The sequence below is a fragment of the Hyphomicrobium zavarzinii ATCC 27496 genome (genome assembly GCF_000383415.1).
Taxonomy (GTDB): domain Bacteria; phylum Pseudomonadota; class Alphaproteobacteria; order Rhizobiales; family Hyphomicrobiaceae; genus Hyphomicrobium_C; species Hyphomicrobium_C zavarzinii.
Genome location: NZ_KB911261.1, coordinates 61717 through 77688, shown reverse-complemented (window position 1 = coordinate 77688; position 15972 = coordinate 61717). Strand labels below are relative to the sequence as shown.

General features: G+C 64.0%; 22 protein-coding genes. 20 read left to right on the top strand and 2 right to left on the bottom strand.

All coding sequences use genetic code 11. From position 1 onward, the window contains the following. The first annotated feature begins 18 nt into the window (after positions 1 to 18). The gene (locus tag F812_RS26165) at positions 19 to 636 is read left to right on the top strand and encodes an FHA domain-containing protein (RefSeq protein WP_020087378.1); all 618 of its coding nucleotides are present in this window, start codon (positions 19 to 21) and stop codon (positions 634 to 636) included. Further along, positions 633 to 1631: a PP2C family protein-serine/threonine phosphatase gene (locus tag F812_RS24520; protein WP_020087377.1), complete on the top strand. Its 999-nt coding sequence runs from the start codon at positions 633 to 635 to the stop codon at positions 1629 to 1631. Before F812_RS26165 ends, F812_RS24520 begins: the two co-directional genes overlap by 4 nt. A 182-nt stretch (positions 1632 to 1813) precedes the next feature. Here F812_RS24520 and meaB read toward each other — a convergent pair whose 3' ends face one another. Next, entirely contained in the window at positions 1814 to 2791 is a 978-nt protein-coding gene (gene meaB / locus F812_RS0117950; RefSeq protein WP_020087376.1) for a methylmalonyl Co-A mutase-associated GTPase MeaB, read from the bottom strand. Between the two features lie 121 nt (positions 2792 to 2912). Further along, the gene (locus tag F812_RS24515) at positions 2913 to 3899 is read right to left on the bottom strand and encodes a zinc metalloprotease HtpX (protein WP_020087375.1); all 987 of its coding nucleotides are present in this window, start codon (positions 3897 to 3899) and stop codon (positions 2913 to 2915) included. 650 nt (positions 3900 to 4549) lie between these two features. On the opposite strand from F812_RS24515, the gene rpsL reads away from it, so the two are divergent. The 18 genes from rpsL to rplE all read left to right on the top strand — a co-directional run bounded on the left by rpsL (position 4550) and on the right by rplE (position 15968). Next, positions 4550 to 4921, top strand: coding sequence for a 30S ribosomal protein S12 (gene rpsL, locus F812_RS0117940; protein WP_020087374.1), 372 nt, complete (start codon positions 4550 to 4552; stop codon positions 4919 to 4921). A 119-nt stretch (positions 4922 to 5040) separates the two neighbouring features. Next, the gene (rpsG, locus tag F812_RS0117935) at positions 5041 to 5511 is read left to right on the top strand and encodes a 30S ribosomal protein S7 (protein WP_026868242.1); all 471 of its coding nucleotides are present in this window, start codon (positions 5041 to 5043) and stop codon (positions 5509 to 5511) included. Between the two features lie 72 nt (positions 5512 to 5583). Next, the gene (fusA, locus tag F812_RS0117930; RefSeq protein WP_020087372.1) at positions 5584 to 7674 is read left to right on the top strand and encodes an elongation factor G; all 2091 of its coding nucleotides are present in this window, start codon (positions 5584 to 5586) and stop codon (positions 7672 to 7674) included. A gap of 88 nt (positions 7675 to 7762) precedes the next feature. Next, entirely contained in the window at positions 7763 to 8971 is a 1209-nt protein-coding gene (gene tuf, locus F812_RS0117925) for an elongation factor Tu (protein WP_020087371.1), read from the top strand. 76 nt (positions 8972 to 9047) lie between these two features. After that, positions 9048 to 9356 (top strand): 30S ribosomal protein S10, encoded by a 309-nt coding sequence (rpsJ, locus tag F812_RS0117920; RefSeq protein ID WP_020087370.1) that lies wholly within the window; start codon positions 9048 to 9050, stop codon positions 9354 to 9356. Between the two features lie 65 nt (positions 9357 to 9421). Beyond that, positions 9422 to 10114: a 50S ribosomal protein L3 gene (gene rplC / locus F812_RS0117915; RefSeq protein WP_020087369.1), complete on the top strand. Its 693-nt coding sequence runs from the start codon at positions 9422 to 9424 to the stop codon at positions 10112 to 10114. Beyond that, positions 10114 to 10764 (top strand): 50S ribosomal protein L4, encoded by a 651-nt coding sequence (gene rplD / locus F812_RS0117910; RefSeq protein WP_020087368.1) that lies wholly within the window; start codon positions 10114 to 10116, stop codon positions 10762 to 10764. Before rplC ends, rplD begins: the two co-directional genes overlap by 1 nt. Continuing rightward, a complete protein-coding gene (locus tag F812_RS0117905) occupies positions 10764 to 11057 on the top strand; it encodes a 50S ribosomal protein L23 (protein ID WP_020087367.1) in 294 nt (97 codons plus the stop codon). The genes rplD and F812_RS0117905 overlap by 1 nt, the downstream gene beginning before the upstream one ends. Positions 11058 to 11072: 15 nt before the next feature. Continuing rightward, the gene (rplB, locus tag F812_RS0117900) at positions 11073 to 11894 is read left to right on the top strand and encodes a 50S ribosomal protein L2 (RefSeq protein ID WP_020087366.1); all 822 of its coding nucleotides are present in this window, start codon (positions 11073 to 11075) and stop codon (positions 11892 to 11894) included. A gap of 97 nt (positions 11895 to 11991) precedes the next feature. Further along, positions 11992 to 12276, top strand: a complete 285-nt coding sequence (rpsS, locus tag F812_RS0117895; protein ID WP_020087365.1) for a 30S ribosomal protein S19 — start codon at positions 11992 to 11994, stop codon at positions 12274 to 12276. Further along, a complete protein-coding gene (gene rplV, locus F812_RS24510; RefSeq protein ID WP_020087364.1) occupies positions 12276 to 12770 on the top strand; it encodes a 50S ribosomal protein L22 in 495 nt (164 codons plus the stop codon). Before rpsS ends, rplV begins: the two co-directional genes overlap by 1 nt. After that, positions 12770 to 13555, top strand: coding sequence for a 30S ribosomal protein S3 (gene rpsC, locus F812_RS0117885; RefSeq protein WP_020087363.1), 786 nt, complete (start codon positions 12770 to 12772; stop codon positions 13553 to 13555). The genes rplV and rpsC overlap by 1 nt, the downstream gene beginning before the upstream one ends. A gap of 22 nt (positions 13556 to 13577) precedes the next feature. Then, a complete protein-coding gene (rplP, locus tag F812_RS0117880) occupies positions 13578 to 13988 on the top strand; it encodes a 50S ribosomal protein L16 (RefSeq protein WP_020087362.1) in 411 nt (136 codons plus the stop codon). Between the two features lie 32 nt (positions 13989 to 14020). Beyond that, positions 14021 to 14251 carry a 50S ribosomal protein L29 gene (gene rpmC, locus F812_RS0117875; protein WP_026868241.1) on the top strand — a complete coding sequence of 77 codons (231 nt, stop codon included), beginning with the start codon at positions 14021 to 14023 and terminating at the stop codon, positions 14249 to 14251. A gap of 12 nt (positions 14252 to 14263) precedes the next feature. Further along, positions 14264 to 14497 carry a 30S ribosomal protein S17 gene (gene rpsQ / locus F812_RS0117870; protein WP_020087360.1) on the top strand — a complete coding sequence of 78 codons (234 nt, stop codon included), beginning with the start codon at positions 14264 to 14266 and terminating at the stop codon, positions 14495 to 14497. Between the two features lie 92 nt (positions 14498 to 14589). Further along, positions 14590 to 14958 (top strand): 50S ribosomal protein L14, encoded by a 369-nt coding sequence (rplN, locus tag F812_RS0117865; protein ID WP_020087359.1) that lies wholly within the window; start codon positions 14590 to 14592, stop codon positions 14956 to 14958. Further along, positions 14958 to 15284 (top strand): 50S ribosomal protein L24, encoded by a 327-nt coding sequence (gene rplX / locus F812_RS0117860; RefSeq protein WP_020087358.1) that lies wholly within the window; start codon positions 14958 to 14960, stop codon positions 15282 to 15284. The genes rplN and rplX overlap by 1 nt, the downstream gene beginning before the upstream one ends. Positions 15285 to 15287: 3 nt before the next feature. Continuing rightward, the gene (gene rplE, locus F812_RS0117855) at positions 15288 to 15968 is read left to right on the top strand and encodes a 50S ribosomal protein L5 (RefSeq protein WP_020087357.1); all 681 of its coding nucleotides are present in this window, start codon (positions 15288 to 15290) and stop codon (positions 15966 to 15968) included. The last annotated feature ends 4 nt before the right edge of the window (positions 15969 to 15972 follow it).

Here is a 15972-nt window from a genome sequence, read left to right as displayed (position 1 = left end):
GATCAAGGAGACCTGACGATGAGCAACGATCCACGGTATCCGGGAGACGACGACAGCGACGGCAACAAGAAGACCCGCCTTGTCATGCGTCCGGACGTGGCGGAGGGCGGTTTCGGCGTCGACCCCACGCCCCCGCGTGGCGGCTCCGTGATCGGCACCACGCGCCTTGTCGGCAACCAGGGCCAGGCAGGCGGCGGTCCCCTGCCCGCAAGCCCGGCGCTCAAGCCTCAACAGCAGGCCAAGACGCAATACGTGCGCGAAGGCGTGGTCGATACGAACGATCCGGTTGCTGGCTGGATCGTCGTCGTCAAGGGACCGGGCCGCGGCGGCTTCCGCCCGGTGTTCGTCGGCATGAACTCTGTGGGCCGCGCGCCGAGCCAGCGCATCTGCCTCGATTTCGGCGATGAGAGCATCTCGCGCGAGGAGCACGCGTTCATCACTTACGACGACGAGACGCGGACCTTCTATCTCCAGCACGGCGGTAAGTCGAACCTCGTGCGGCTGGGCGGCAAGCCGGTGCTCGCTCCCACGGTTCTCATTCCGAACGATCTCTTCCGCATCGGCAACACGACATTCCGCTTCGTCGCGTGCTGCGGGCCGGACTTCGATTGGTCGAGCGAGGTTCACGACGCATGACATGGCTCGTGGCAGGCGCAGCCCGAGCCACGACCGGAAGCCGTGCCAATCAAGAAGACGCCTTCGAGATCTGGCCATCCGGAGCCCAAGCCGCCACCCGACGCGGCGACGGCCTGCTCGCAGTGGTCGCCGATGGAATGGGGGGGCACGCCGGCGGCGAGATCGCGGGTGAGCTGGCCGCGCGCACGTTCGTCGAGACCTTCACCGGCGCCGATGGCGAAACCGGAGAGCGTCTCCGGGCCGCGCTGGAGGCGGGGAATGCCGCCATCGCCGCCCGCGTCGCCCGGAACGGCAATCTGCGCGGCATGGGATGCACGCTCGTCGCCGCATGGGTCGATCGCGCGGGCCTGCATTGGACGAGCGTCGGAGATTCGCTGCTGCTGCTCTTTAGAGCGCCCGAGGTGCTTCGCCTCAATGCCGATCATTCGCTGGGCGCCTTCCTCGACGAGCAGGCACGCCGCAACAAGATCTCACCCGCCGAGGCGCATAAAAATCCCTATCGCAACGCCTTGCGCTCGGCGCTCACCGGCAAGCCGATCGAGATCGTGGATCTGCAGGCCGAGCCCTATCCCCTCGCAGAGGGCGATTGGCTGATTCTCGCGAGCGACGGCATTGCCACGCTCGAAGGCGATGAGATCGGCGATATCGTCTACGCCAACCGCGAGGCCTCGCCCGAGGTCATGGCCGAGCACCTCATCGCGGCCGTATCGGCGAAGAAGATACCGGATCAGGACAACACCACCGTCCTCGTGGTGAAGGTCGTCGCGGATCCCACGGCCGTCGCAGCCGACGAGGCACCGACCCGCATCCTGAAGCCGGAGCATGCGCAGGCGACCGTCAGGCTTCCGGTCGAGGACGACATTGCAACGACGCAGCGCATCGTCCAGCCACCGGCCGTCCACTCGTTCTTCCGCCGCTACCGCAGCCTGATTCTCGGCGTCGGCATGGGGCTCATGTTCCTGATCGGCTGGATGCTCCGCGCCGCGCTGGGGTGACGGATCGCCCCTTTGCCCCTTTTGGATGGAAGCTCTTACCTCTGTGACTGCGGCGTGTCCGAAGCCCGACTTCCATAGGGGTGGACATCGGGGTGTAGACTGCGGTTCCTTCGTAGGAAAAGCCGTCACCCCGGCGCAGGCCGGGGTCTAGACACCGTGCAGTCCAAACGACAGTTACAAGCCTAGCGTGACAGCAGCTTGCTCGCGGCGACGTCCGGGCTCACGCGCCCCGACAGCACGTCGTCGGCGAGGCCGTCTATCTCGCGGCCAACGTCCTCCTTCACGCGCCGCGCCACGATATCCGCAGCCGCCCGCGCGATCAGGTAGCGCGCACGCCGGCGGCGCCGCGCCATGGGGCCAGCCGCGCCGCCGCGCGAGCCGACCTCCTTCATGGTCTTCACCAGCTCCGGTACGCCGTCTCCGGTCGTCGCAGTCGTCTTGAGCACCGGGATGTGAGATCTCATCGAACGAATCGAAAGCGCACCGAGAAGCTGCTGCAGCGTGAGCTCCGCGCCCTCGCGGTCGCCCTTGTTGACGACGAGGATGTCCGCGATCTCGAGAAGGCCGGACTTCATGGCCTGGATGTCGTCGCCGAGACCCGGCGCAGAGATGACGACCCGAACGTCGGCCACTTCCGCAACGTCCATCTCGCTCTGGCCGGTGCCGACCGTCTCGAGCAGCACGAGATCGAAGCCCGCCGCGTCGAGCGCATCGATCACGCGAACCGCTGCAGGAGAAAGACCGCCGAGGTAGCCGCGGCTCGCGAGCGACCGCACGAACACGCCGTCGTCGTCGAGCGCGGCCGTCATGCGAATACGGTCACCGAGAATCGCGCCGCCCGAGATCGGACTCGACGGATCGACCGCGATAACGCCGACAGTGCCGCCGAGCGAGCGCACGTGCGCGATCACGGCGTTGACCAGAGTGGACTTGCCCGCGCCGGGCGGCCCCGTGAAACCGACAACCAGCGCCTTGCCGAGGTAGGGCTGCAGCGCCTCGAGCAGCGGCGGCGCGCTAGCCGACAGTTTTTCGAGCTCCGTCACTGCGGCCGCAATGGCCCGGCGTTCGCCGGCGCGCAGGCGCTGAACGAGATCGGGAATCGCTTCGAGCTTCAGCGTCGAGCGGGGCGGCGGCGGGGCGGCGTGGTTCTGACTGTCCATGTGGCCGCTGATACGCACAAAAGTGCGCGCCCGCAATGGCCACGGCCGTCACATCCCCGGTTCGCCCGCCCACTGCCGGCGGGGAGCAGGACGCGCGCTGCGGAGGGGCATAGGCGGAAAGTCAGAACCACAGCCCGGGCCACCGGTAGCGGGGGCGCATATCGCCCGGACCGTAGCCCACCAGCGAGAACATCGGCTGCTCGACGATCACGAGCGGCGCATGCCCTCCGGACGCGGGCTGGGGCGCGCCCTCCAGGGCCAGAAGCCGCCGAATCCGGTCCTCCGTTTCGGGATGCGAACGCAGGAGCGAGGGATGCGGCACCCGCCGGGCCGGAACCGGGAACATCAGATCCTCCCAGAAATGCCCCGTATAGGTCTCGAGCCGCTTCAGCGCCGACGCGAGCGAGGCCGGATCGCCGGTCAGCTTGGCCGCCTGCGCATCGGCCTCGAATTCGCGGGCGCGGGAAAGGCCAAGCTGCAAAAGGCTGGAAAGGGCGGGCGCCAGATAGAGAAGCAGCACGGCCCACCACGAGATCATGTCCTCGCCGCGCAGGTAGGCAAACACATTGAACAGCGCGAGGCCGAGCGCGACGTAGCTCAGGAGCTGCAGAACGCGCGTGATGACGTCGGCGAGCCCCATCACCAGGAGGTCGTTGTTGCGGATGTGGGCCATCTCATGGGCCAGCACGCCCGCCGTTTCGGGAAGCGAAAGGCGTCTGAGAAGCCCTTCGGTGACAGCGATCGCCGAATGATCGCGGGATCCGGCCGCGAACGCGTTCAGCGTCATACTCGGAATGACGTACAACTCTGGGCGGCGCGGCAGGCCGGCCCGAAACGCCAGCACGTCCACGAGACTCGAAAGCTGGCTCTCGTCACGCGGCACGCGAGTCGCCTGATAGAGGCGCATGACCGCTTCGGGAGGCATCCGCGTCGCCAAAGGGCAGATGAGGGCGACGAGTAAGCCTGCGGCTAAAGCGCCCGCTGTGCCCCAAAGCAGCACCGTCGGAATGGTTACGACAACGATAAAGCCCAGAATGAGCAGTCCCGCCTGCCAGAGATTGGGCCGCGTCTGCCCGGCCAAGGCCGATGCGTCGAAGAAAGGAGGCATGAGCGCCCTCCGTGCCGATAAGACCCTATCGGAAATGGCGGGGCGCGCACCCCCGGCGGGCAAAGCCCGCAATTTTCCAGTTCTACGGGCAGAACCCGCAATTTTGCTGCGTTCACGAGGCGAGCCCCGCAGGATTCGTTAAGCGCCGCGGGCGAAACACTGATTTGGCTCTCCCCACAGCCCACCCGCGCGGGCGGATTTGGCGCGGAAAAAACGTCATTCCTATGATAAACGCCACGGGCCGGGGGCCATGTTTTCCGCAAAAATGCACATCACGCACGCGTCTGTGCGAAACCGATCATCACTTCTTGCAATCGCATCGCCACAAGGTGTTGACCCGGAATCCGCGTTTGTATATAGGAACGCCACTCTCACGGTTAGGTGGTAGGCCATCTCCGCGCATTGTTTGCGCTTCGCGCCTAAACGCTACCGTCCCAAAGCAGAGGACATTTTCGGACCACGATCGCCGGCAAGCCGAAAGGTAAGCTGGAGGATCCTCTGGTTTTTTCCGTGCCAGGCTTCCGGGGCTCCGGGGCTCGGCAGTTTTCGTTTGGCGCATGCGTTGTCATGGACGCGCAGCACGAGCGAGACGAAGAGGCAGCATTCGGTTGCCACACGCGGTTGGAGCCGAACGAGAAGCGGGGCGTTTTATGCCGACGATACAACAGCTGATCCGGAAACCCCGGAACCCGAAGGTCTACCGCGAGAAGTCGCGCCACATGGAGGCGTGCCCTCAGAAGCGTGGCGTCTGCACCCGCGTCTACACCACGACGCCGAAGAAGCCGAACTCGGCGCTTCGTAAGGTCGCCAAGATCCGCCTCACCAATGGCTTCGAGGTCATCGGTTACATCCCGGGTGAGGGTCATAACCTTCAGGAGCACTCTGTGGTCCTGATCCGCGGCGGCCGCGTCAAGGACTTGCCGGGTGTTCGCTATCACATTCTCCGCGGCGTGCTCGATACGCAGGGCGTCGCGAACCGCAAGCAGCGCCGTTCGAAGTACGGTGCGAAGCGTCCGAAGTAAGCGGACGCTTTGCAGAGTATCCCGGACGAGCCGCCTAGGACGCGGTGAGACGGGATCTCGGAGTTCTAGGTGGCTCGCCCGGGTGTGAGCCGGAAGAGATTAAGAGACAGGAAGACGTCATGTCCCGTCGCCACAGTGCAGAGAAGCGCGAAGTTAATCCGGACCCCAAGTATTCTGACTTGGTGATCACCAAGTTCATGAATGCGGTGATGTCTCACGGCAAGAAGTCGGTCGCCGAGCGCATCGTTTACGGTGCTCTGGAGCGCATGGAGCAGAAGGCGAAGTCTGATCCGATCGCCATGTTCCACCAGGCTCTCGACAACGTGATGCCGGCCGTCGAGGTCCGCTCGCGTCGCGTCGGCGGCGCCACCTACCAGGTTCCGGTCGAGGTTCGCTCCGAGCGCCGTCAGGCACTCGCGATCCGCTGGATCATCACGGCTGCGCGTGGCCGCAACGAGAACACGATGGTCGAGCGTCTGTCGGGCGAATTGCTCGATGCCGCCTCTAACCGCGGCACGGCCGTGAAGAAGCGTGAAGACACTCACAAGATGGCGGACGCCAACCGGGCGTTCTCCCACTACCGCTGGTAAACGAGCGCGGTTGCGCAAAGGAAACAATGCGCGGTTGCAGAATGTGCAGCCGAAGCGCGAAGGGAATGACAGATGGCCCGGCAATACGCCATTGAGGACTACCGCAATTTCGGCATCATGGCCCACATCGATGCTGGAAAGACGACGACGACCGAGCGGATCCTCTACTTCACCGGCAAGTCCTACAAGATCGGCGAGGTGCATGATGGCGCCGCGACGATGGACTTCATGGATCAGGAGGCTGAGCGCGGCATCACCATTACGTCCGCCGCTACGACCTGCTTCTGGACCGGCCGTGACGGCAAGAAGCGCCGCCTGAACATCATCGACACGCCTGGCCACGTCGACTTCACCATCGAGGTCGAGCGCTCGCTGCGCGTGCTCGACGGCGCCGTCTGCGTGCTCGACTCGAACCAGGGCGTCGAGCCTCAGACTGAGACCGTCTGGCGCCAGGGCGACAAGTACAACGTTCCGCGCATCATCTTCTCCAACAAGATGGACAAGACCGGCGCGGACTTCTTCATGTGTCTCGCCGACATCAAGGACAAGCTGGGCGCCCGCGCGGTTCCCCTGCAGATTCCGATTGGGTCCGAAGCCGACTTCAAGGGCGTCGTCGACCTCATCAAGATGAAGTCCGTCATCTGGGAAGGTGACGGCAAGGACGCCAAGATGGTCGAGGGTGAGATCCCTGCCGACCTCGCCGACAAGGCCGCTGAGTTCCGCGCCGCCATGATCGAAGCCGCCGTCGAGATGGACGATGCGGCCATGGAAGCCTACCTCGAGGGCAAGGAGCCGGACGAGGCTACGCTGCGCAAGCTCATCCGCAAGGCCACCGTCACGCGCGCTTTCTATCCGATGCTGTGCGGCTCGGCGTTCAAGAACAAGGGCGTCCAGACCCTTCTCGACGCCGTCGTCGACTTCCTGCCGAGCCCGCTCGATCGCGAGGCTTACAAGGGTATCGACCCGAAGACCGGCGAGGAGAGCCCGCGCAGGCCGTCCGACAGCGAGCCGCTCGCCATGATCGCTTTCAAGATCATGAGCTTCGAGCACGTCGGCTCGATCACGTTCTGCCGCATCTACTCGGGCAAGCTCGAGCAGGGTATGGCGCTTGCGAACACCTCGCGCGACAAGAAAGAGCGCGCGGGCCGCATGTATCTCATGCACGCCGCTGACCGCGAGGAAATCAAGGAAGCCTACGCGGGTGACATCGTCGCTCTGCAGGGCCTCAAGGACACGCGCACGGGCGAGACGCTCTGCGATCCGAACAAGCCCGTCATCCTCGAGAAGATGGAGTTCCCGGAGCCCGTCATCAATCTCAAGATCGAGCCGAAGACCAAGGCCGACCAGGAGAAGATGGCGATCGCTCTCAACACCATGGCTGTCGAGGATCCGTCCTTCCGCGTCTCCGTCGATCAGGAGAGCGGCGAGACCATCTTGAAGGGCATGGGCGAGCTTCATCTCGACATCAAGGTCGACATCCTGAAGCGCACCTATAACGTCGAGGCCAACGTCGGCCAGCCGCAGGTTGCCTATCGCGAGACGCTGGCTCGTCCCGCCGACATCGACTACACGCACAAGAAGCAGACGGGCGGCACGGGTCAGTTCGCTCGCGTCAAGCTCAAGCTGGAGCCCAACGAGACCGGCAAGGGCAACGTCTTCGAGAGCTCTATCGTCGGCGGCTCGGTGCCCCGCGAATATATTCCGGGCGTCGAGAAGGGCGTGAAGTCCGTCTGGGACAACGGCGTGCTGATCGGCTTCCCGCTCGTGGATATGAAGGTCACGCTGTACGACGGCGCCTTCCACGAGGTGGACTCTTCTGCGATCGCGTTCGAAATCGCGACCCGCGCGGCCATGAAGGAAGGTTGCGAGAAGGGTGGCGTCAAGATTCTCGAGCCGATCATGGACGTCGAGGTGGTGACGCCGGGCGATTTCGTCGGCTCGATCATCGGCGACATCAACTCTCGCCGCGGTCAGATCCGCACGCAGGAGATGCGCGGCAACGCAACGGTCATTCGTGCCTACGTGCCGCTTGCGAACATGTTCGGCTACGTCAGCCAGCTTCGGTCCATGTCCACGGGGCGCGCGTCCTACACGATGCAGTTCGCGCACTACTCGGACGTTCCGCGGAACGTGGCTGACGAAGTCAAGGCGAAATACGCCTGAGGCGGCGGCTCCTGATGGAGCCCTGACGAAGGCAGAGAGATCCGGTTTGACCCGGGCAAGATGAGAACGAGCTTAAGGAGAGCCTACGATGGCCAAAGCTAAATTCGAGCGTAACAAGCCGCACGTCAACGTCGGCACCATCGGTCACGTCGACCACGGCAAGACGACGCTCACGGCAGCGCTGACCAAGGTTTCGACCGACAAGGGCTGGTCGAACTCGTTTGTGTCGTACGACGACGTCGCCAAGGCATCGGCCGCACAGGGCCGCCGCGACGCTTCGAAGATCATCACGATCGCGACCTCGCACGTCGAGTACGCCACCGAGAACCGCCACTACGCACACGTCGACTGCCCCGGCCACGCCGACTTCGTGAAGAACATGATCACCGGCGCCGCGCAGATGGACGGCGCGATCCTGGTCGTGTCCGCTGTCGACGGCCCGATGCCGCAGACCCGCGAGCACATCCTTCTCGCCCGTCAGGTCGGCGTTCCCTACATCGTCGTCTTCCTCAACAAGTGCGACATCGTCGATGACCCCGAGCTCCTCGACCTCGTCGAGATGGAAGTTCGCGAGCTTCTCTCGAAGTACCAGTTCCCGGGCGACGACGTTCCCGTCATCCGCGGCGCTGCGATCAAGGCTCTCCTCGGCGAGAAGGGCGAGCTGGCTGACGAAGCCATCCTCAAGCTCTTCGACGCTCTCGACAACTACATCCCGCTCCCCGAGCGTCCGAAGGATCAGCCCTTCCTGATGCCGATCGAAGACGTGTTCTCGATCTCGGGCCGCGGCACCGTCGTCACCGGCCGTATCGAGCGCGGCCTCATCAAGGTCGGCGAGGAAATCGAGATCGTCGGTCTCACCGACACCAAGAAGTCGATCGTCACCGGCGTCGAAATGTTCCGCAAGCTGCTCGATCAGGGCGAGGCTGGCGACAACGTAGGCTGCCTCCTGCGCGGCATCGACAAGGACGCCGTCGAGCGTGGTCAGGTTCTGGCCAAGCCGGGCTCCGTTAAGCCGCACAAGAAGTTCAAGGCCGAGGCCTACATTCTCACGAAGGAAGAGGGTGGCCGTCACACGCCGTTCTTCTCCAACTACCGTCCCCAGTTCTACTTCCGCACGACCGACGTCACCGGCGTCGTGACACTGCCGGAGGGAACCGAGATGGTCATGCCGGGCGATAACATCGCTGTGGATGTCGAGCTCGTCTCGCCGATCGCGATGGAAGAGAAGGTTCGCTTCGCTATCCGCGAAGGCGGCCGCACCGTCGGCGCCGGCGTCGTCACCAAGATCGTAGAGTAGCAGAAGACGAGAGGCGCTCGAGAGGGCGGCGGTATCGCCGGGCTGGAGCGCTTCTCTCATTTAGCGGGTTCGAACAATGAACGGCCAAAACATCCGCATCCGATTGAAAGCGTTCGACCATCGAATTCTCGATGCGTCGACGCGCGAGATCGTGAACACGGCGAAGCGGACCGGTGCGGAGGTACGGGGCCCGATCCCCTTGCCGACCCGTATTGAGCGCTTCACGGTCAACCGCTCTCCGCACATCGACAAGAAGAGTCGCGAGCAGTTCGAGATGCGCACGCACAAGCGCATGTTGGACATCGTCGATCCGACTCCGCAGACGGTCGATGCGCTGATGAAGCTCGACCTGGCCGCTGGCGTGGACGTGGAAATCAAGCTCTAGAGGATGCCGCGCTGACCGGGTCTCCCCCGGGTTGGCCGCGAATATAAAGGAAGGAATGCGAACAAATGCGTTCCGGAGTGATTGCACAGAAAGTCGGCATGACCCGCATCTTCACGGATGCGGGTGAGCATGTGCCTGTGACGGTCCTGAAGCTGGAGAAGCTGCAGGTCCTCTCTCAGCGCACGGCCGACAAGCATGGCTACACGGCCATTCAGGTTGGTGCCGGTACGAGGAAGCCCTCGCGGCTCACCAAGTCCGAGCGCGGCGATTTCGCCGTGGCGAACGTCGAGCCCAAGCGCAAGCTTGCCGAGTTCCGCGTGAGCCCGGACAACCTGATCGAGGTCGGTGCCGAGATCACCGCTGATCATTTCGTCCCCGGCCAGTTCGTGGACGTCACCGGCACGAGCCAGGGCAAGGGTTTCCAGGGCGCCATGAAGCGCTGGAACTTCGGCGGTCTGCGCGCAACGCACGGCGTGTCGGTTGTCCACCGCTCGCACGGCTCGACCGGTCAGCGTCAGGACCCCGGCAAGGTGTTCAAGGGCAAGAAGATGGCCGGTCATCTCGGCGACGAGCGCGTCACGACGCAGAACCTCGTCGTTGCGAAGATCGATGTCGAGCGCGGTCTGCTCATGATCCGCGGCGCCGTTCCCGGCTCCAAGGGTGGCTGGGTTGTCGTGCGCGATGCCGTGAAGAAGAAGGCTCACGCCGATGTGCCCAAGCCCGGCGCCTTCAAGCCGGCTAACAAGGAGAAGGCGTGATGAAAGCCAACGTCACCACGCTCGAGGCGAAGAAGGCCGGCGAGATCGAGCTCGCTGACGCCATTTACGGGCTCGAGCCGCGGAGCGACATTCTGCATCGCATCGTTCGCTACCAGCAGCTCAAGCGCATGGCTGGTACGCATCATGCCCAGGACCGTTCGGAAGTGTCGGTCACCGGCAAGAAGATGTACAAGCAGAAGGGAACCGGCGGCGCCCGTCACGGCGACAAGTCGGTCCCGCAGTGGCGCGGCGGCGGCAAGGCGTTCGGTCCGAAGCCCCGTAGCCATGCCATCGACCTGACCAAGAAGTTCCGGGCGCTCGCGCTCCGTCACGCACTGTCCGCCAAGGCCAAGGCCGGCGAGATCGTCGTGATCGACGAGGCGGCGTCGAAGGACGGCAAGACGGGCGCGCTGAAGAAGCAGTTCGCGACGCTGGGCTGGAAGAGCGCGCTCATCATCGATGGCGCGGCGCTCGATGATGCGTTCGCCCGCGCGGCGCGCAACATCCCGCACATCGACGTGCTGCCGATCGCCGGTATCAACGTCTACGACATTCTCCGTCGCGAGAAGCTCGTGCTGACGAAGGCCGCGGTCGAGGCGCTGGACGTGCGCTTCGCCGACGTGAAGGCCAAAGCCGCGGAGGCGAAGTGATGAACAAGCTCAAGGCATATGACGTCATCCTCTCTCCGGTGATTACCGAGAAGGCGACGCTTGTATCGGAGTCGAACCAGGTGATCTTCAAGGTCGCCTCGGGCGCTTCCAAGACCGACATCAAGGGGGCTGTCGAAAGCCTCTTCAATGTGAAGGTCAAGGCCGTGAATACTCTGGTGCGCAAGGGCAAGCGGCGGACGTTCCGCGGCATCCGCGCCCAGCTCAGCGATGTAAAGAAGGCTATCGTGACGCTCGAGGAAGGCCACTCGATCGACGTCACGACGGGCCTTTAAGGGAGCGCCGAACCCATGGCACTGAAGACATACCGTCCGACATCCCCGGGTCTGCGGCACCTCGTGCACGTTGATCGCAACCACCTCTGGAAGGGTGGTCCGGTCAAGATGCTGACCGAGGGCAAGCGCAAGACCGGCGGTCGCAACAGCGATGGCCGCATCACCACGCGCCACATCGGCGGCGGTCACAAGCAGTCGTATCGTCTGATCGACTTCCGTCGTCGCAAGCACGACGTCGTCGCGACGGTCGAGCGGCTCGAGTACGATCCGAACCGCACCGCCTTCATCGCGCTGATCAAGTATGCGGACGGCCACCTGTCCTACATCCTGGCGCCGCAGCGTCTGGCCGTGGGCGATCAGGTTGTCTCCGGCGCCAAGGTCGACGTGAAGCCCGGCAACGCCATGCCGCTGGCCGGCATGCCGATCGGCACCATCGTGCACAACGTCGAGCTGAAGCCCGGCGGCGGTGGCCAGCTCGCGCGCTCCGCAGGCGCTTTCGTGCAGCTCGTCGGCCGTGACTCCGGCTGGGCCGTTCTGAAGCTCAACTCCGGCGAGACCCGCAAGGTCCGCGCCGAGTGCATGGCTTCGGTTGGCGCCGTGTCGAACCCCGACCACACCAACGAGGTGACCGGCAAGGCTGGCCGCACGCGCTGGAAGGGCAACCGTCCGACCGTTCGCTCGATCGCCATGAACCCGATTGACCATCCCAACGGTGGCCGTACCAAGGGCGGTAAGCACTGGGCGACGCCATGGGGCAAGCCGACCAAGGGCTTCAAGACCCGCAAGAACAAGCAGACCGACAAGTTCATCGTCAGAAGCCGCTCGAAGAGCAAGTAACCGGGGTGCTTCCGGAAAAGTGTGAAGCGGTTTTCCGGCAAGAAGCACGACCAGGAATTACTTAAGCATCGAGCAGGACGATCGAGGAGATACGAGAGTGACACGCGCAGTTTGGAAAGGCCCGTTCATCGACGGCTACATTCTCAAGAAGGCTGAGAAGGTGCGTTCGTCGGGCCGCAATGAGGTCATCAAGACCTGGAGCCGTCGCTCGACGATCCTGCCCCAGTTCGTTGGTCTCACGTTCGGTGTCTACAACGGTCAGAAGCACGTTCCGGTGAACGTCACCGAGGACATGATTGGGCACAAGCTCGGCGAGTTCTCGCCGACGCGCTCTTTCCATGGCCATGGCGGCGACAAGAAAGCAGCGGTGGGTAAGAAATAATGGGCAAGCCGAGCCGGGAAAGAAGCCTCTCCGATAAAGAGGCACGCGCGATCGCGAAGAACCTTCGCGTCTCGCCGCAGAAGCTGAACCTCGTCGCGGGCCTGATCCGTGGCAAGAAGGTCGACAAGGCGCTCGCCGACCTCGAGTTCTCGAGGAAGCGGATTGCCCAGGACGTGCGCAAGTGCGTGATGAGCGCCGTTGCGAACGCCGAGAACAACCATCAGCTCGACGTCAACTCGCTGGTGGTGGCCGAGGCTTACGTCGGCAAGAACCTGGTCATGAAGCGCTTTGCGGCCCGCGGCCGTGGACGCGGCTTCTCGATCATGAAGCCCTTCTCGCAGATCACCGTCGTGGTTCGCGAGACGGAAGCCGAGGCCGAGGCACCCAAGAAGAAGTCCAAGGACGCCAAGTCCAAGGCCGGCGCCACCAAGGCGAAGGCAGCCAAGACCGGCGGTAAGTCCAAGGCTGCTGCGGCTCAGAAGGAGGCCGAGTAATGGGTCACAAAGTCAATCCCGTCGGCCTGCGCGTCGGCATCAACCGGACCTGGGACAGCCGCTGGTTCGCCCGTCGTGGCGAGTACGGCAAGCTCCTTCATGAGGACCGCGCCATCCGCGCCCACATCATGAAGCAGCAGCGCACGGCCGGCATCTCCAAGGTCGTCATCGAGCGCCCGCACAAGAAGTGCCGCGTGACCGTTCACACGGCGCGTCCCGGCGTTCTCATCGGCAAGAAGGGCGCCGACATCGAGAAGCTGCGCACCGAGCTGTCGCGCTTCACCTCCTCCGAGGTTCACCTGAACCTCCTCGAGGTGCGTAAGCCCGACATCGACGCGACCCTGGTCGCCGAGAACATCGCCCAGCAGCTCGAGCGCCGCGTCGCGTTCCGCCGCGCCATGAAGCGCGCAGTGCAGACCGCGCTCCGCGCAGGTGCGGTCGGCATCCGTATCAACGTCGCCGGCCGTCTCGGCGGCGCCGAGATCGCGCGCACGGAGTGGTATCGCGAAGGCCGCGTGCCGCTGCACACGCTGCGCGCCGACATCGATTTTGGCTACGGCGTCGCTCAGACCGCTTATGGCGTGATCGGCATCAAGGTCTGGATCTTCAAGGGCGAGCTCATGGAGCACGACCCGATGGCCTCCGAGCGCCGTGCAACGGAAGGTGCTGGCGACGGCCAGAACGCCCGCCCCCGCCGCGACGATGGCGAGCGCCGCGAGCGTCGCGGCCCGCGCGGCCCGCGTGGCGGTGCCGACGCAGGCAAAGAAGGACAGGAGACGGCCTGATCAGGGCTGATGGAGCAGGACCATGCTGCAACCTAAGAAGACCAAGTTCCGCAAGCAGTTCAAGGGTCGTATCCACGGCACTGCGAAGGGCGGCACGACACTGAACTTCGGATCGCATGGCCTCAAGGCCGTCGAGCCCGAGCGCGTCACCGCGCGCCAGATCGAGGCAGCACGCCGTGCCATCACGCGCCACATGAAGCGCGCTGGCCGTGTGTGGATCCGCATCTTCCCGGATGTGCCGGTGACGAAGAAGCCCGCCGAAGTCCGCATGGGCTCGGGCAAGGGCGGCATCGAGCTGTGGGTCTCGCGCGTCAAGCCGGGCCGCATCATGTTCGAGCTGGACGGCGTTCCCGATCAGATCGCGCGCGAGGCACTTCTGCTCGGCGCGGCCAAGCTCGGCATCAAGACACGCATTGTGACGCGCATCGGCTAAGCCAGGCTGCGCAGAGGATAAGGATTACGACGATGAAAGCGGGTGATTTGAGGAGCATGTCGCTCGATCAGCTCGACGATCAGTTGGCCAAGCTCAAGAAGGAGCAGTTCAACCTGCGCTTCCAGAAGGCGTCCGGCCAGCTTGAGAACACCTCGCGCGTGCGCCAGGTTCGCCGGGATATCGCGCGGGTGCTGACGCTCGCCGGCCAGAAGCGGGGTGGTTCCTCCGCGAAGGCGTCCACCAAATCGAAGACTGGCGCGTAAGGAGATAGAGCGATGCCGAAGCGCGTCCTGCAGGGTGTGGTTGTCTCGAACAAGAACGACAAGACCATTGTCGTCGAGGTGGAGCGTCGTTACACGCATCCGCTTCTGAAGAAGACGGTGCGCCGCACGAAGAAGTACCACGCTCACGACGAGAAGAACGTCTTCAAGACGGGCGACCGGGTGGAAATCCAGGAGTCCGCGCCGATCTCGAAGCTGAAGCGTTGGGTCGTGCTCGAGAAGGCTTGAATTTTGAGTGGTGCTAGGCCGCACGGCGGAACCGGCACCGGGACGAAACACGATTTGAAGCCGCGCGAGGCGGCAGGAAGAGAGACGATGCGATGATCCAGATGGAGACAAATCTCGACGTCGCTGACAATTCGGGAGCGCGTCGCGTCCAGTGCATCAAGGTGCTGGGCGGATCCAAGCGCAAGTACGCCACCATCGGCGACACCATCGTCGTGTCCGTCAAGGAGGCGATCCCGAAGGGCCGCGTCAAGAAGGGTCAGGTCATGAAGGCCGTGATCGTGCGTGTGGCCAAGGGCGTTCGCCGCCCGGATGGCTCGCTGATCCGCTTTGACCGCAACGCCGCCGTGTTGATCAACAACCAGGGCGAGCCCGTCGGCACGCGTATTTTCGGACCCGTGACGCGCGAGCTTCGCGCCAAGAACCACATGAAGATCGTCTCGCTCGCTCCGGAGGTCCTCTAATGGCGTCTCTTAAGATCAAGAAGGGCGACAGCGTAGTCGTCTTGACCGGTCGCGACAAAGGCAAGCGCGGCGAAGTGATCGAGGTTCGTCCGAAGGAGAACCGCGCGCTCGTCCGTGGCATCAACGTCGTGCGCCGCCACCAGCGCCAGACTGCTTCCCAGGAGGGCGGCATCATCTCGAAAGAGGCGGCGATCCAGATTTCCAACCTCGCCCTCGAGGACCCGAAGGACGGCAAGCCGACCCGCGTCGGATTCCGCACCCTCGAGGACGGCAAGAAGGTCCGCTTCGCCAAGCGCTCGGGCGAGATCATTCCGGAGAAGAACTAAGCCATGGCCGAGAAAGAGAAACCCGTGAAGGCGGCAAAGGCGGGCGGTCCCCCCGCCGGCAAGCCGGGTAAGGAAGCCAAGGGCGCGAAGGCGTCGAAGGCCGATGCCGCGCCGCGTGAGTGGAAGCCGCGTCCGGCTGACTACAAGCCGCGCCTCAAGACGCACTACGAGAAGGTCGTCCGCGGCCAGCTCAAGGACAAGTTCGCCTACGCGAACCCGATGCAGATTCCGCGCATCGAGAAGATCGTGCTGAATATGGGCGTTGGCGAGGCTACGGTTGACCGCAAGAAGGTCGACAGTGCCGCTGGCGATCTCGCGCTCATCGCCGGCCAGAAGCCGCTGCTCACCAAGTCGACGAAGTCCATCGCGACCTTCAAGGTTCGCGAGGGCATGACGCTCGGCGCCAAGGTGACGCTCCGCGGCGACCGCATGTACGAGTTCCTGGACCGCTTCGTCACGATCGCGCTTCCGCGCGTGAAGGACTTCCGCGGCCTGAACCCGAAGAGCTTCGACGGCCGTGGCAACTTTGCCTGCGGTCTCAAGGAGCACATCGTGTTCCCCGAGATCGACTACGACAAGGTCGATCAGGTTTGGGGTCTCGACGTGATCGTCGTGACCTCTGCCAACACCGACGACGAGGCGCGCGAGCTGCTTCGCGCTTTCAACTTCCCTTTCCGTAGCTAGAGGA

Bases quoted from the DNA above. Each gene is read 5' to 3' on its own strand.
- F812_RS26165 (WP_020087378.1), top strand. From the start codon at position 19: ATGAGCAACGATCCACGGTATCCGGGAGACGACGACAGCGACGGCAAC.
- F812_RS24520 (WP_020087377.1), top strand. From the start codon at position 633: ATGACATGGCTCGTGGCAGGCGCAGCCCGAGCCACGACCGGAAGCCGT.
- meaB (WP_020087376.1), bottom strand. From the start codon at position 2,791: ATGGACAGTCAGAACCACGCCGCCCCGCCGCCGCCCCGCTCGACGCTG.
- F812_RS24515 (WP_020087375.1), bottom strand. From the start codon at position 3,899: ATGCCTCCTTTCTTCGACGCATCGGCCTTGGCCGGGCAGACGCGGCCC.
- rpsL (WP_020087374.1), top strand. From the start codon at position 4,550: ATGCCGACGATACAACAGCTGATCCGGAAACCCCGGAACCCGAAGGTC.
- rpsG (WP_026868242.1), top strand. From the start codon at position 5,041: ATGTCCCGTCGCCACAGTGCAGAGAAGCGCGAAGTTAATCCGGACCCC.
- fusA (WP_020087372.1), top strand. From the start codon at position 5,584: ATGGCCCGGCAATACGCCATTGAGGACTACCGCAATTTCGGCATCATG.
- tuf (WP_020087371.1), top strand. From the start codon at position 7,763: ATGGCCAAAGCTAAATTCGAGCGTAACAAGCCGCACGTCAACGTCGGC.
- rpsJ (WP_020087370.1), top strand. From the start codon at position 9,048: ATGAACGGCCAAAACATCCGCATCCGATTGAAAGCGTTCGACCATCGA.
- rplC (WP_020087369.1), top strand. From the start codon at position 9,422: ATGCGTTCCGGAGTGATTGCACAGAAAGTCGGCATGACCCGCATCTTC.
- rplD (WP_020087368.1), top strand. From the start codon at position 10,114: ATGAAAGCCAACGTCACCACGCTCGAGGCGAAGAAGGCCGGCGAGATC.
- F812_RS0117905 (WP_020087367.1), top strand. From the start codon at position 10,764: ATGAACAAGCTCAAGGCATATGACGTCATCCTCTCTCCGGTGATTACC.
- rplB (WP_020087366.1), top strand. From the start codon at position 11,073: ATGGCACTGAAGACATACCGTCCGACATCCCCGGGTCTGCGGCACCTC.
- rplV (WP_020087364.1), top strand. From the start codon at position 12,276: ATGGGCAAGCCGAGCCGGGAAAGAAGCCTCTCCGATAAAGAGGCACGC.
- rpsC (WP_020087363.1), top strand. From the start codon at position 12,770: ATGGGTCACAAAGTCAATCCCGTCGGCCTGCGCGTCGGCATCAACCGG.
- rplP (WP_020087362.1), top strand. From the start codon at position 13,578: ATGCTGCAACCTAAGAAGACCAAGTTCCGCAAGCAGTTCAAGGGTCGT.
- rpmC (WP_026868241.1), top strand. From the start codon at position 14,021: ATGAAAGCGGGTGATTTGAGGAGCATGTCGCTCGATCAGCTCGACGAT.
- rpsQ (WP_020087360.1), top strand. From the start codon at position 14,264: ATGCCGAAGCGCGTCCTGCAGGGTGTGGTTGTCTCGAACAAGAACGAC.
- rplN (WP_020087359.1), top strand. From the start codon at position 14,590: ATGATCCAGATGGAGACAAATCTCGACGTCGCTGACAATTCGGGAGCG.
- rplX (WP_020087358.1), top strand. From the start codon at position 14,958: ATGGCGTCTCTTAAGATCAAGAAGGGCGACAGCGTAGTCGTCTTGACC.
- rplE (WP_020087357.1), top strand. From the start codon at position 15,288: ATGGCCGAGAAAGAGAAACCCGTGAAGGCGGCAAAGGCGGGCGGTCCC.